The 13,399-nt window shown below is 67.9% G+C and carries 11 protein-coding genes; 9 read left to right on the top strand and 2 right to left on the bottom strand.

What is annotated here, in order from left to right:
* Nucleotides 1-29: 29 nt before the first annotated feature.
* Nucleotides 30-3,377: a mechanosensitive channel MscK gene (mscK, locus tag SBP02_RS02270; protein ID WP_318644800.1), complete on the top strand. Its 3,348-nt coding sequence runs from the start codon at nt 30-32 to the stop codon at nt 3,375-3,377.
* A gap of 74 nt (nt 3,378-3,451) precedes the next feature.
* Nucleotides 3,452-4,912: a protein adenylyltransferase SelO gene (selO, locus tag SBP02_RS02265; protein WP_318644799.1), complete on the top strand. Its 1,461-nt coding sequence runs from the start codon at nt 3,452-3,454 to the stop codon at nt 4,910-4,912.
* Between the two features lie 36 nt (nt 4,913-4,948).
* Here selO and SBP02_RS02260 read toward each other — a convergent pair whose 3' ends face one another.
* Nucleotides 4,949-5,647: an aspartate/glutamate racemase family protein gene (locus SBP02_RS02260; RefSeq protein WP_318644798.1), complete on the bottom strand. Its 699-nt coding sequence runs from the start codon at nt 5,645-5,647 to the stop codon at nt 4,949-4,951.
* A 223-nt stretch (nt 5,648-5,870) separates the two neighbouring features.
* Between SBP02_RS02260 and SBP02_RS02255 the strand changes: the two genes are divergently transcribed.
* The 4 genes from SBP02_RS02255 to SBP02_RS02240 all read left to right on the top strand — a co-directional run bounded on the left by SBP02_RS02255 (nt 5,871) and on the right by SBP02_RS02240 (nt 10,587).
* Entirely contained in the window at nt 5,871-7,661 is a 1,791-nt protein-coding gene (locus SBP02_RS02255; protein ID WP_318644797.1) for an SLC13 family permease, read from the top strand.
* A 100-nt stretch (nt 7,662-7,761) separates the two neighbouring features.
* Nucleotides 7,762-9,039 (top strand): bifunctional O-acetylhomoserine aminocarboxypropyltransferase/cysteine synthase, encoded by a 1,278-nt coding sequence (locus SBP02_RS02250; RefSeq protein WP_318644796.1) that lies wholly within the window; start codon nt 7,762-7,764, stop codon nt 9,037-9,039.
* Nucleotides 9,040-9,209: 170 nt separating this feature from the next.
* Nucleotides 9,210-9,644 (top strand): thioredoxin TrxC, encoded by a 435-nt coding sequence (gene trxC, locus SBP02_RS02245; RefSeq protein ID WP_318644795.1) that lies wholly within the window; start codon nt 9,210-9,212, stop codon nt 9,642-9,644.
* A gap of 145 nt (nt 9,645-9,789) precedes the next feature.
* Nucleotides 9,790-10,587, top strand: a complete 798-nt coding sequence (locus SBP02_RS02240; protein ID WP_318644794.1) for a universal stress protein — start codon at nt 9,790-9,792, stop codon at nt 10,585-10,587.
* Between the two features lie 65 nt (nt 10,588-10,652).
* Here the strand turns inward: SBP02_RS02240 and SBP02_RS02235 are convergent, their stop codons facing one another.
* A complete protein-coding gene (locus tag SBP02_RS02235) occupies nt 10,653-11,426 on the bottom strand; it encodes a ParA family protein (protein ID WP_318644793.1) in 774 nt (257 codons plus the stop codon).
* A 235-nt stretch (nt 11,427-11,661) separates the two neighbouring features.
* Between SBP02_RS02235 and SBP02_RS02230 the strand changes: the two genes are divergently transcribed.
* Genes SBP02_RS02230 through SBP02_RS02220 form a run of 3 tightly spaced genes read left to right on the top strand, consistent with a single transcriptional unit; the run spans nt 11,662 to nt 13,392 of the window.
* The gene (locus SBP02_RS02230; RefSeq protein ID WP_404824351.1) at nt 11,662-12,375 is read left to right on the top strand and encodes a beta-ketoacyl synthase chain length factor; all 714 of its coding nucleotides are present in this window, start codon (nt 11,662-11,664) and stop codon (nt 12,373-12,375) included.
* A complete protein-coding gene (locus SBP02_RS02225) occupies nt 12,348-13,157 on the top strand; it encodes a lysophospholipid acyltransferase family protein (protein WP_318644791.1) in 810 nt (269 codons plus the stop codon). The genes SBP02_RS02230 and SBP02_RS02225 overlap by 28 nt, the downstream gene beginning before the upstream one ends.
* Nucleotides 13,132-13,392 carry a phosphopantetheine-binding protein gene (locus SBP02_RS02220; protein WP_318644790.1) on the top strand — a complete coding sequence of 87 codons (261 nt, stop codon included), beginning with the start codon at nt 13,132-13,134 and terminating at the stop codon, nt 13,390-13,392. Before SBP02_RS02225 ends, SBP02_RS02220 begins: the two co-directional genes overlap by 26 nt.
* Nucleotides 13,393-13,399 lie beyond the last annotated feature (7 nt).

The following is a 13,399-nucleotide window of genomic DNA, read 5'->3' as shown; positions in this document are numbered from 1 at the left end:
ACTGCCTTTCGAGCCGCACGATCGCGACCATGCCCTCTTTCCGTTTCCTATTCGCCGCCGCCCTGCTCGGCCTCTGCCTGGGCGCTCCCGTGCTGCAGGCGGCCGACTCGCCGAAGATCACCGAAGTCAAACGCAGCCTGGAGAACCTGTCCGAGCGCAAGCTGCCGGAGGCCGAACTGCTGGCGCTCAAGCAGACCCTGGAGAAGACCCTCGGCCTGCTGACCCAACGCGTCGAGAGCGAGCAACGTCTGGCCGAGCTCAAGCAGCAGCTCGAGCAGGCGCCGCGGCTGATCGGCGAGGCCCAGCGTGAGCTGGCCCGACTCAAGGCCAGCGAGGCGACGAGCATCGCCCGAAGCCACGCCAACACCCCGGTGCCGCAGCTGGAGCAGCTGCTCGGCGAGCGCAGTACCCAGCTCAGCGACTGGCAGAAGCAGCTCGGCGATGCCAACAGCCTGATCATCACCGCCCAGACCCGCCCCGAGCGCGCCCAGGCCGAGATCAGCAGCAACCAGACCCGCACCCAGGACATCAACAACGTCCTGAAGACCGGCAAGGAATCGGGCAAGCCGCTGACCACCGAGCTGCGCGAGCAGCTCAGCGCCGAACTGGCCCTGCTCGATGCCAAGACCCAGCTGCGGCGCCAGGAGCTGGCCGGCAACAGCCTGCTGCAGGATCTCGGTCACGCCCAGCGCGACCTGCTCGAAGAGCGCATGAAGCGCCTGGAACAGGAGCTGCTGGAGCTGCAGACGCTGATCAACGAGAAACGCCGCGCGCAATCGGAGGAGACCGTCGCCGAGCAGTCCCGCGAGGCGGAGAAGGCCGGCTCGGACAAGCTGCTGGCCAGCCAGAGCGCCCTCAACCTCAAGCTCTCCGACTACCTGCTCAGCGCCACCGACCGGCTCAACCAGCTGACCCAGCAGAACCTGCAGGTCAAGCAGAAGCTCGACAGCCTCAGCCAGACCGACCAGGCCCTGGACGAGCAGATCAACGTGCTGCAGGGCAGCCTGCTGCTGTCCAGGATCCTCTACCAGCAGAAGCAGGCGCTGCCCGCCCTGGAGCTGGACAACAACCTGGCCAACGAGATCGCCGACCTGCGCCTGTACCAGTTCGAGCTGAACCAGCAACGCGAACGCATCGGCAACCCCGGCGCCTATGTCGACAAGCTGCTGGCCAAGCAGCCGGCCGAGGACGTCACCCCGGAGCTGCGCAACACCCTGCTCGAGCTGATCGGCACCCGCCGCGAACTGCTCGACCGCCTCAACCGCGAACTCAATGCGCTGCTCAACGAGTCCATCACCCTGCAGCTCAACCAGAAGCAGCTGCAGAGCACCGCCGGCACCCTGCGCGCCACCCTGGACGAGCAGATGTTCTGGATCCCCAGCAACAAGCCGCTGAACCTGGACTGGTTCGCCAGTGCCCCGGGGCTGCTCAAGCGGCAGATCGCCGACCTGCCCTGGGGCGACAACCTGCGCGCCCTGGGCGCCGGCCTGATCGAGCGGCCGGTGCTGTTCCTGCCCTTGCTGCTGCTACTCGGCCTGCTGCTGTGGAAACGCGGCTTCCTCTATCGCAAGCTGGCCGAGCTGCACCAGGACATCGGCCACTTCAAGCGCGACAGCCAGCTGCACACGCCCATGGCGATCCTGCTCAACGTGCTGCTGGCCCTGCCCGGCACGCTGTTCTTCGCCCTCTGCGGCCTGGCCCTGCAGCTCGACGCCCGCGGGCAGAACATCAACCTGGGCTCGGCGCTGTTCGACATGGCCCTGGCCTGGCTGGTGTTCTACACCGTCTACCGCATCCTCACCCCCGGCGGTGTGGCCGAGCTGCACTTCCACTGGGCCCGCCCCCATGTGCGGTTCCTGCACCGGCAGATCCGCTACCTGGGCCTGGTGGTGCTGGCGCTGGTGGCCGTGGTCGCGGTGGCCGAGCACCAACCCGCCAACCTGGCCGAGGACGTCATCGGCATCGCCGTGGTGCTGACCTGCTACGGCCTGATGGCCTGGCTGCTCAACACCCTGCTGCTCAGCGGCCGGGCCCGCGAGCACGCCTCGACCTTCCGTATGCTCGTCGGCCTGCTGTTCAGCCTGCTGCCGCTGGCGCTGATCGTCGCGGTCGGCTTCGGCTACTACTACACCGCGCTGAAGCTCAGCGACCGCCTGATCACCACCCTCTACCTGCTGATGATCTGGATGATCGTCGAGGCCGCCTTCGTCCGCGGCCTGGCCGTCGCGGCGCGGCGCCTGGCCTACCAGCGCGCCACCAGCAAGCGCCTGGCGCAGAGCAAGGAAGGCGGCGAAGGCGGCGAGGCACCGGTGGAGGAGCCGACCCTGGATATCGAGCAGATCAACCAGCAATCGCTGCGCCTGATCCGCCTCACCCTGCTCGGCCTGTTCACCGCCGGCCTGTACTGGGTCTGGGCCGACCTGATCTCGGTGTTCTCCTACCTGGACAACGTCACCCTCTACGAATACAGCAGCGGCAGCGGCGAGAGCGCCAGCCTGGTGCCGATCAGCCTCAGCGACCTGCTCGGCGCCCTGATCATAGTGGCCATCACCGTGGCCCTGGCGCGCAACCTGCCGGGTCTGCTCGAGGTGCTGGTGCTGTCGCGCATGCGCCTGGCCCAGGGCAGCGCCTACGCCACCACCACCCTGCTGTCCTACGTGATAGTCGGGGTCGGCTTCGTGGTCACCCTGTCGACCCTCGGGGTCAGCTGGGACAAGCTGCAGTGGCTGGTGGCGGCGCTCTCGGTGGGCCTGGGCTTCGGCCTGCAGGAGATCTTCGCCAACTTCATCTCCGGCCTGATCATCCTGTTCGAACGCCCGGTGCGCATCGGCGACGTGGTGACCATCGGCAACCTGTCCGGCACGGTCAGCCGCATCCGCATCCGCGCCACCACCATCACCGATTTCGACCGCAAAGAAATCATCGTGCCGAACAAGACCTTCGTCACCGACCAGCTGATCAACTGGTCGCTCAACGACACCGTGACCCGGGTGATCATCAAGATCGGCGTGGCCTACGAGACCGACCTGCCGCTGGCCCGCGAGCTGATGATGCAGGCGGTGCTGGAGAACCCGCGGGTGCTGCGCGACCCCGAGCCGCAGCTGTTCTTCCTGACCATCAGCGCCAGCACCTTCGACTACGAACTGCGCTTCCACGTGCGCGAGCTGGGCGATCGCAACGCCTCCACCGACGAGATCCTCACGCGCATCGCCCTGAGCTTCCGCGAGAACAAGGTGGAGATGGCCTTCAACCAGGTCGAGGTGACGCTGAAGAACAGCCAGGGCCAGGAGCTCGACCTCGGCAGCGGCCAGGCCAGCATCGGTCAGCAGCCGCAGCTGCACCCGCAGCCGGCGGCGCCGGCGGTCGACCCCAACTGAGCGGCGGGTTATGGTCGGGGGTATAGACACCCCGGCCACCCGCTCCGCCGTCCCTGACCTGCTGGAGAGTTACCTTGAAGTCGCTCACCGACCTGACCTTCGATAACCGCTTCGCCCGCCTGGGCGATGCCTTCTCCACCGAGGTGCTGCCCGAGCCGATCGCCGAGCCGCGCCTGGTGGTGGCCAGCCCGGCGGCCATGGCCCTGCTCGACCTCGATCCGGCAGAGGCCGAGTGCGAGGAATTTGCCCAGCTGTTCGCCGGGCACAAGCTGTGGCACGCAGCCGAACCCCGGGCGATGGTCTATTCCGGGCACCAGTTCGGCGTGTACAACCCGCGCCTGGGCGACGGCCGCGGCCTGCTGCTGGGCGAGGTGGTCAACGCCGCCGGCGAGCACTGGGACCTGCACCTGAAAGGCGCCGGACAGACCCCCTACTCGCGCATGGGCGACGGCCGCGCGGTGCTGCGCAGCTCGATCCGCGAGTTCCTCGCCAGCGAGCACCTGCATGCCCTCGGCATCCCCACCTCGCGGGCGCTGTGCGTCACCGCCTCGAACACACCGGTGTGGCGCGAGAAGAAGGAAAGCGCCGCCATGCTGCTGCGCCTGGCCCGCAGCCACGTGCGCTTCGGCCATTTCGAATACTTCTACTACACCCGCCAGCCGGAACAGCTCAAGCAGCTCGGCGAGCATGTGCTGCACTGCCATTTCCCCGGCTGCCTGGAGCAGGAACAACCCTACCTGGCGCTGTTCCGCGAAGTGGTCGAGCGCAACGCCGCGCTGATCGCCCACTGGCAGGCCTATGGTTTCTGCCACGGGGTGATGAACAGCGACAACATGTCGATCCTCGGCATCACCTTCGACTACGGCCCCTACGCCTTCCTCGACGACTTCGACGCCAACCACATCTGCAACCACTCCGACGACAGCGGCCGCTACAGCTTCAGCAACCAGGTGCCGATCGCCCAGTGGAACCTCGCGGCCCTGGGCCAGGCCCTGACCGCCTTCGTCGAAATCGAGGCGCTGCGCGAGGCCCTCGGCCTGTTCCTGCCGCTGTACCAGGCCCACTACCTGGACCTGATGCGCCGACGCCTGGGCCTGACCGATGCCGCCGAGGGCGACGAGGCGCTGATCCAGCGCCTGCTGCAGCTGATGCAGGGCAGTGCGGTGGACTATACGAACTTCTTCCGCGCCCTGGGCGACAGTGCGCCCGCACAGGCGCTGGCGCGGCTGCGCGAGGACTTCGTCGACCTGGCCGGCTTCGACGCCTGGGCCGCCGACTACCAAGCCCGCTGCGCAGCGGACGACGGCGGCCAGGAGGCACGCCGCGCGCGCATGCACGGGGTCAACCCCAAGTACATCCTGCGCAACTACCTGGCCCAGCAGGTCATAGAAGCCGCCGAGCAGGGCGACTATGGGCCGGTGCGGGAACTGCACGCGGTGCTCAGCCGCCCCTTCGACGAGCAGCCGGGCATGGAGCGTTACGCCGAACGCCCGCCGGAATGGGGCAAGCACCTGGCGATCAGCTGCTCGTCCTAGACCGGGCCCAGCGTGGCGATACCCCGGCCGCGAATCTCAAGCCTCGGCCAGCAGCCACTCCAGGCCCATGGCCACATGCACCTCGCTGCTGTCGAGCAGCGGCAAGGGCGAGCGGGCCCCCTCCAGCAGCAGGCCGATCTCGGTACAACCGAGGATCGCCGCCTCGGCGCCGTCGTCCCGCAGCCGCTCGAGGCACTCCAGATAGAAGGCCCGCGACGGTGCCGTGAACTCGCCGCGGCACAGCTCGGCGAAGATCACCCGGTCGATCTCGGCCATGGCCGCGGCCTCCGGCAGCAGCACCTCGATGGCGAAGTGCTCGGCCAGACGCTGGCGGTAGAAGGCTTCCTGCAGGGTGAAGCGCGTGCCGAGCAGCCCCGCCCGCTGCACGCCTTGGCGCCGCAGCGCCTGGCCGACGGCATCGCCGATATGCAGCAGGGGAATGTCCACCGCCGCCTCGATGGCCGGCGCCACCTTGTGCATGGTGTTGGTGGCCAGCAGCAACGCGCCGGCGCCGGCCGCCGCCAGCCCCTGGGCGGCGACCGCCAGTTGTCGACCGGCTTCGTCCCAGTCGCCGCGCTTCTGCAGCGCGGCGATCGCTGCGAAGTCCACCGAATGCAGCAACAGGGACGCCGAATGCAGGCCGCCCAGACGCTCACGCACGCCCTGGTTGAGCAAACGGTAGTAGCTGGCCGTGGACTCCCAACTCATGCCACCGAGAATACCTAGCTGGCCCATGAATCGCCCTCCGTTGGAAAACCCCGAGCCTAGCCCTGCGGGGCTTCCAGGCACAGGCACAGTGCGCCGCGCAGGTGCCGGTACAGCCCCCGGTCAACAAGCAAAAAGGGCATATAAACCTTCTCAAACATTCTTAGACTATCTAAGCAAAGGCCTCTATCTTGGCGACCTTGCGGGCCGCCTGCGGCCCCGCCCCTCGAGACTCGCACGCTAAGGACGCCTCATGTTCTGGGACTCTCTGCCACTGCTCTTCGTCGGCGCGCTGCTGATCTGGCTGCTGGCGGCCTTCGTCCGCGAGAAGTGGAGCCCGGACGTGGTCGCGGCCATCGCCGTGGCCGCCCTGCTGGTGACCCAGCTGCTGGAACCCAAGGAGGTGCTCAGCGTACTGAGCAACTCGGCGCCGGTGACCATCGCCTGCATGTTCGTGCTGTCCGCCGCCCTGGAACGCACCGGCTGCATCGACGCCCTGGGCAACTGGCTGGGCAACCTGGTCGGCGCCAGCCCGATCCGCGTACTCACCGGCCTGACCCTGACCGCCCTGGCGATCTCCGCCTGCCTGAACAACACCCCGGTGGTGGCCATCCTCACCCCGGTGGCCATCTCCCTGGCCCGGCGCGCCGGTACCCAGCCGTCCAAGCTGCTGATCCCGCTGTCCTACGCCACCATCCTCGGCGGTACCCTGACCATGATCGGCACCTCGACCAACATCCTGGTCGACGGCGTGGCGCGCAAGGCCGGCCTGGCGCCCTTCGGCATCTTCGAGATCACCGGCGCCGGGCTGATCCTCGCCGCCGTCGGCATGCTCTACCTGCTGACCATCGGCCGCCACCTGCTGCCCGAGCGCGAGACCCTGTCCAAGCAGCTGCGCCCGGACCTGGACCGCACCTTCATGACCGAACTGCTGGTGCCGCACGACTCGCCGGTGGTGGGCAAGACCCTGGCCGAGGCCAACCTCAACGGCGGCAGTGGCCTGCAGGTGCTCAAGCTGTTTCGCGAGGAGCAGGAGCTCACCGAACCAGACCACGGCACCCTGCTGGCCAGCGGCGACCGCCTGCTGCTGCACGGCCAGGTGAAGAACGTGGTGGAGCTGCGCGAGAGCGGCCACCTGTCGTTCAACCGCGGCGACGCCTTCGAAACCATCAGCAGCCACGACGTGATCCTCGCCGAGGCCATAGTCGGGCGTAACTCGCGCTACAGCCACCGGCCGATGCGCGACCTGGACCTCACCGCGCGCTACGGCATCGCCGTGCTCGCCGTGCACCGCCAGGACGAGAACATCCAGGGCAACCTCGACGACTTCGAGCTGCAGTTCGGCGACGTCATGCTGGTCGAGGGCACCCCGGCGCAGATCAAGCGCTTCGCCGACAACGGCGAACTGATCAGCCTCAACGCCGTGCAGGAGCGCGCCTTCCGCCGCGATAAGGCGCCGATCGCCATCATCGCCACCCTGGCCGTGATGCTGCTGGCCGCCCTCGGGGTGATGCCGATCGAAGGCCTGGCGATCATCGGCGCGGTCACCGTGCTGGCGACCCGCTGCCTGGACGTGGAGGACGCCTACAAGGCGGTGGACTGGAAGATCCTCAGCCTGATCTTCGGCATGCTGGCGATCAGCATCGCCATGGACAAGGTCGGCCTGGTCAGGCTGCTGGTGGAGAACGTCATGGGCTGGCTGCCCTGGGCCGGACCGCTGCTGATGCTGTCGTTCATCTACCTGTTCACCTCGATCCTCACCGAGATGCTGTCGAACAACGCCGTCGCCGTGCTGGTCACCCCGATCGCCATCGGCCTGGCCCAGCACCTGGGGGTCGACCCGCGCGCCTTCGTGGTGGCGGTGATGTTCGCCGCCAGCGCCAGCTTCGCCACACCGATCGGCTACCAGACCAACACCTTCGTCTACAACGCCGGCGGCTACCGCTTCACCGACTTCATGAAGGTCGGCATCCCCCTCAACCTGCTGCTGTGGGCCGTGGCGTCGCTGGTGATTCCGCTGTTCTGGCCGCTGACCCCGGTCTGAGTCGGCGCGTCCTGCCGGCCCTCACCCCCATAGAGGATTGACCCGGGGGTGGGGGCTTCTCCATGCTGCGTCCCTCGTCATCTGTCCGAAGGAACGCCCCATGAAACTGGAAACCCTGGCCATCCACGCCGGCTACAGCCCCGACCCCACCACCAAGGCGGTGGCGGTGCCGATCTACCAGACCAGCTCCTACGCCTTCGACGACACCCAGCACGGCGCCGACCTGTTCGACCTGAAGGTCGCCGGCAACATCTACACCCGCATCATGAACCCCACCAACGACGTGCTGGAGCAGCGCATCGCCGCACTCGAGGGCGGCGTCGGTGCCCTGGCCGTGGCCAGCGGCATGGCCGCCATCACCTATGCCATCCAGACCGTCGCCGAAGCCGGCGACAATATCGTCTCGGTGGCCAAGCTCTACGGCGGCACCTACAACCTGCTGGCCCACACCCTGCCGCGCTTCGGCATCCAGACCCGCTTCGCCGCCCACGACGACATCGCCGCCCTGGAAGCGCTGATCGACGACAAGACCCGCGCGGTGTTCTGCGAATCCATCGGCAACCCGGCGGGCAATGTCGTCGACCTGCAGGCCCTGGCCGAGGCCGCGCACCGCCACGGCGTGCCGCTGATAGTCGACAACACGGTGGCCACGCCGATCCTCTGCCGGCCCTTCGAGCACGGCGCCGACATCGTCGTGCACTCGCTGACCAAGTACATCGGCGGCCACGGCACCAGCATCGGCGGCATCGTCGTCGATTCCGGCAAGTTTCCCTGGGCGGACCACAAGGGCCGCTTCCCGCTGCTCAACACCCCGGACCCGTCCTACCACGGCGTCACCTACACCGAGGCCTTCGGCCCGGCCGCGTTCATCGGCCGCTGCCGCGTGGTGCCGCTGCGCAATACCGGCGCGGCGCTGTCGCCGTTCAACGCCTTCCTCATCCTGCAAGGCCTGGAGACCCTGGCCCTGCGCATGGAGCGGCACTGCGACAATGCCCTGAGGGTCGCCGAGTTTCTCCGGCAGCATCCGCAGGTGGCCTGGGTGCAGTACGCCGGCCTGGTCGACCACCCCGAGCATGAGCTGGCCCGCCGCTACATGCAGGGCAAGCCAGCGTCGATCCTGTCCTTCGGCATCGAGGGCGGCTTTGCTGCCGGCGCGCGCTTCATCGACGCCCTGCAACTGGTGGTGCGCCTGGTCAATATCGGCGACGCTAAGTCGCTGGCCTGCCACCCGGCCTCCACCACCCACCGCCAACTCAACGACGAGGAGCTGGCCAAGGCCGGGGTGCCGCGGGACATGGTGCGCCTGTCGATCGGCATCGAGCATATCGACGACATCCTCGCCGACCTCGACCAGGCCCTGGCCGCCTCCCACTCCTGAGGCCAGGCGCCGGCGTCCGGGCAGCGCGAGCCCGGACCGGTCCTCAGGCCAAGCCGAGGCTGCGCGGCCGAGTCAACGAAGCTATGCCGTGGAGCCTCTGGCGGCGCCGACCCTGGCCTTGCTTTCGCGCCGTGCCGCCACCACCCTGTCGACAGTCTAGGAGTACGCCCATGTCTCAACCCCTGCTGATCCCCTGCCCCGCCTGCGACGGCCTCAACCGCATCCCTGCTCAGCGCCTGGGCGACAACCCCGTCTGCGGCCGGTGCAAGAGCGCACTGTTGCCCGCCGCCCCCATCGAGCTGAACCAGGCTAACTTCGCCGCCCAGCTGAAAGGCGACCTGCCGCTGCTGGTCGATGTCTGGGCCGACTGGTGCGGCCCCTGCAAAGCCTTCGCACCGACCTTCGCCCAGGCCGCCGGGCAACTTCAGGGCAAGGTGCGCCTGGGCAAGCTGGACAGCGAGGCCAACCGGCAGCTGGCCGGACAGCTGGGCATCCGCTCGATTCCCAGCCTGGTCCTGTTCCAGCGGGGTCGCGAGGTGGCCCGGCAGAGCGGTGCCCTGCCCCTGCCGCAGCTGCTCGCCTGGCTCGCCGAACAGGGCCTCTGAAGGCCGGCGGCGACGGCACCCGGACGTGCCGTCTCGCCCGACGCAAGAGCGCGCCCTGACGCCTGACCTTGCGGTAGGTCAATACAGCGGCTAAGCCTGAGGGGATAATAAATTTACGAGCCCAGCGGCTGGAGCGCCCTCGCCCATGTTCAGCCATATCCTCATCGCCCACGACCTGCGCGACACCGCCGACCTGGCCCTGTGCCGGGCCGCCCAGCTGGCCCGGCAGCACAATGCCCGGCTGACCCTCCTGCACGTCCTCGACCCCGGCCTCAGTGGCCCGCAACAGGACCAGGCCCAGCAGAGCCTGGACAGCAGCCTGACCCGCTACGCCCCGCCCGGCAGCGAGCTGCGCCTGTGCAGCGGCAAGCCATCGGAGGCGGTGCTGCAGCAACTGCAGGCGCTCGAGTGCGACCTGCTGGTGCTCGGCGCCCACCATCAGCGCCACGACTTCTTCTCCGGCACCAGCCTCGACCGCATCGCCCGCCAGTGCCCGGTGCCGCTGCTGCTGGTCGCGCGCAACGACTTCCAACCCTACCAGCGCGCCCTGGCCGCCATCGACTTCTCCCTGTGCGCCTGCAGCGCCCTGGGCCAAGCCTACCGCCTACTGCCGAGCAGCGCCGGGCTGCACGCCCTGCATGTATTCGAGGCGGATAAGGGCACGCCGCAGCAGGTCGAAGCCCAGCTGCAGATCCAGCAGGCGCTGATCGACCAATTGCTCGAAGACGAGAGCCGCAACCTGCCCAGCGACGGCCCGAGCCTGAGCCACGAAGTTATCCAGGGCGGCATCCTGCGCTGCCTGCAGGAACAACTGAAGGCCCGGCGCAGCGAGCTGCTGGTGCTCGGCAGCCACGGCCGCAGCGCCCTGTCCCAGGCGCTACTCGGCAGCCTGGCCCAGCACTTCCTGCACCGCGCGCCCTGCGATATCTTCGTGGTCCGCTAGCTGGGCGCGAACAGCCATAAACGCACGAGGCGCCCCAGGGCGCCTCGTGCGTTTGGTAAGCCGCTCTAGACGCCGGCTTCGAGCAGGTCGTGCAGCTCGACGAATTGCTGGGTCAGCTTGTGCCGCGCATCCAAATGGATCAGCGGCGTACAGGCCTGGTGCGACTCGCGCATCTTCACCGAGCTCATCAGATTCACCGGCAGCACCGGCAGCCCCTCGCCGAGCAGTTCGTCGAGCAGCAGTTGCGGCAGGGAAGCGCGCGGCTGGAACTGGTTGACCACTATGCCCTCCACCTCCAGGGCCTCGTTATGGTCCTCGCGCAGCTCTTCGATCTCCTGCAGCAGGCCATAGAGGGCATTGCGCGAGAAGCTGTCGCAATCGAAGGGAATCAGACAGCGGTCGGCCGCGATCAGCGCGGAAACCGTGTAGAAATTCAGGGCCGGCGGCGTATCCAGATAGATCCGCTCGTAATCCTCGCTCAGTTCGTCCAGCAGTTTGCGCAGCTTGTTGATCTTGTGCTTGGCCTCGAGCTTGGGTTGCAGGTCCGCCAGCTCCGCGGTGGCGGTGACCACATGCAGATTGGCGAACGGCGTCTCGTAGATATCGACCCGACCCTTCTTGGCGAAGGGCCCGCTGGACAGGGTCTGCTTGAAAAAGTCGGCGATCCCGGTGGGTATCTCGGCGCCGGTCAGGCCGGTCAGGTAATGGGTGGAGTTGGCCTGGGCATCCAGGTCGACCAACAGGGTACGATAGCCCTGCGCCGCACTCACCGCCGCCAGGTTGCAGGCGATACTGGACTTGCCCACGCCGCCCTTCTGATTGAACACCACACGCCGCATCGCACACCTCCCTGAGCACCGAATGGGTCTGGATTCTATGCAATGCGCGTGACAATCGCGAGGAGGCCAACACAAACCCCGGGCCACCGATCAGCCAGGACTGCGTAAAATTTGCGCACAATGCCCGCCATCTAGATAATGCCGACACTTCGCCATGGCCCGCCCCCTCTACCTACCAATTGGGGCGGCCGCAGTTGACAAGGATGCCCGAAGGGGCCGGGAAACTTTCCGCGTGATGCAATTCAGGATCGATCAATGGCGTGCCTGGGCTCCTGGCCTGGATAGCACGGACGACTGGCGTGCCTGGTGCCGGGCACCCGTGCCGCTGACCGACGCCCAGCAGCAGCCAGACGTCGATTTTCTCCCCGCCCTGCAACGCCGCCGCCTGAGCCGCCTGGCGCGGATGCTGTTCCACGTCGCCTGGCCCCTGGCCGAAGGCCACACGGCCCTGCCTCTGGTCTTCGCCTCGCGCCACGGCGACACCCCGCGCACCCTGGCGCTGCTCGACGAGCTGGCCCGCGGCGAGCCGCTGTCGCCGACCCAGTTCAGTCTCTCGGTGCATAACGCGACCATCGGCCTGTGGTCTATCCTGCGCGGCGACACCAGCGAGATGAGCGCCCTGGCGGCCGAGGGCGACGGCCTGGAACAGGCCCTGCTGGAGGCCGGCACCCTGCTCGGCGAAGGCGCCCCTGCCGTGCTGCTGGTCCTCGCCGAAGAACTGCCGCCAGCGCTCTACGCCCCTCATGTCGACGACGTGCCCTTTCCCTATGCCGTCGCCCTGTTACTGACCCCCGGCGACGACTGGCGGCTGCAATTGCACGTCGGCAGCGGCCCGCGCACCGACTGGCCCCACGCCCTCAACCTGCTGCGCGCCCTGTGCGACAAGCGGCACAGCCTCGAACACCACTGGAAGAACCGTCGATGGATCTGGTCACGCACTGCGGCCTGAGCCGCCATAGCGCGCCCTATGCCTGGCGCCTGCTCGCCACCGCCCTGAGCTTCGCCCTGTTCGGCGCCGGTGGCGTACTCTTGCGTCTGCTGGTGTTCCCCCTGCTGGCCCTGCTGCCCGGCGACGCCCTGGTGCATCGCCGCCGCGCCCGTGCCACCGTGAGCCGGGCCTTCCGCCTGTTCGTGCAGTTCATGTTCAGGACCGGGGTGCTGACCTACGAGGTCGAGGGCGTCGAGCGCCTGGGCCGACCCGGACAGATGATCATCGCCAACCACCCCTCGCTGATCGACGTGGTGGTGCTGATCGCCTTCATCCGCGACGCCAACTGCGTGGTCAAGCAGAGCCTGTGGGACAACCCCTGCATGCGCGGACCGATCCGTGCCGCCGGCTACATCAGCAACAGCGGCAGCCTGGACATGCTCGACGAGGCCGCCGCCGCGCTGCAGGGCGGCCAGACCCTGATCGTCTTCCCCGAAGGCACCCGCACTACTCCCGGCCAGCCACCGGAGTTCCACCGCGGCGCCGCCGCCATCGCCGTGCGCGGGGCGCGCATCGTCACCCCGGTGGTGATCAGCGTGACGCCCACGACCCTGACCAAGGCCGAGCCCTGGTACAGCATCCCATCCCGGCGCTTTCACTTCCGCCTGCGCGTGGGCCAGGACATCGACCCACAGCAGTTCCTGGGGCCGCACCCGGTCGCCTCGCGCAGACTCAACGAACACCTGCATCAGCACTTCATCAAGGAGCTCGCCGAAGATGAGCGATCTGCACACCGAGATTAAACACCTGATCATCGACTCCCTCGGCCTCGAAGACCTGAACGCCGAGGACATCGCCGCCGACATGACCCTGTTCGGCGAAGGCCTGGGCCTGGACTCGGTGGATGCCCTGGAGCTGGGCCTGGCGATCCAGAAACGCTTCGGCATTAAGATCGACGCCGAGGCCAAGGACACCCGCACCCATTTCGCCAACGTGGCCAGCCTGGCGGCCTTCGTTTCCGCCCACCAGGCCGCCTGAGGACGCC

The sequence above is a fragment of the Pseudomonas benzenivorans genome (assembly GCF_033547155.1).
Lineage (GTDB): Bacteria > Pseudomonadota > Gammaproteobacteria > Pseudomonadales > Pseudomonadaceae > Aquipseudomonas > Aquipseudomonas benzenivorans_B.
Note: the sequence above shows the minus strand (reverse complement) of the source record. Positions and strands in the feature narration are given on the sequence as shown.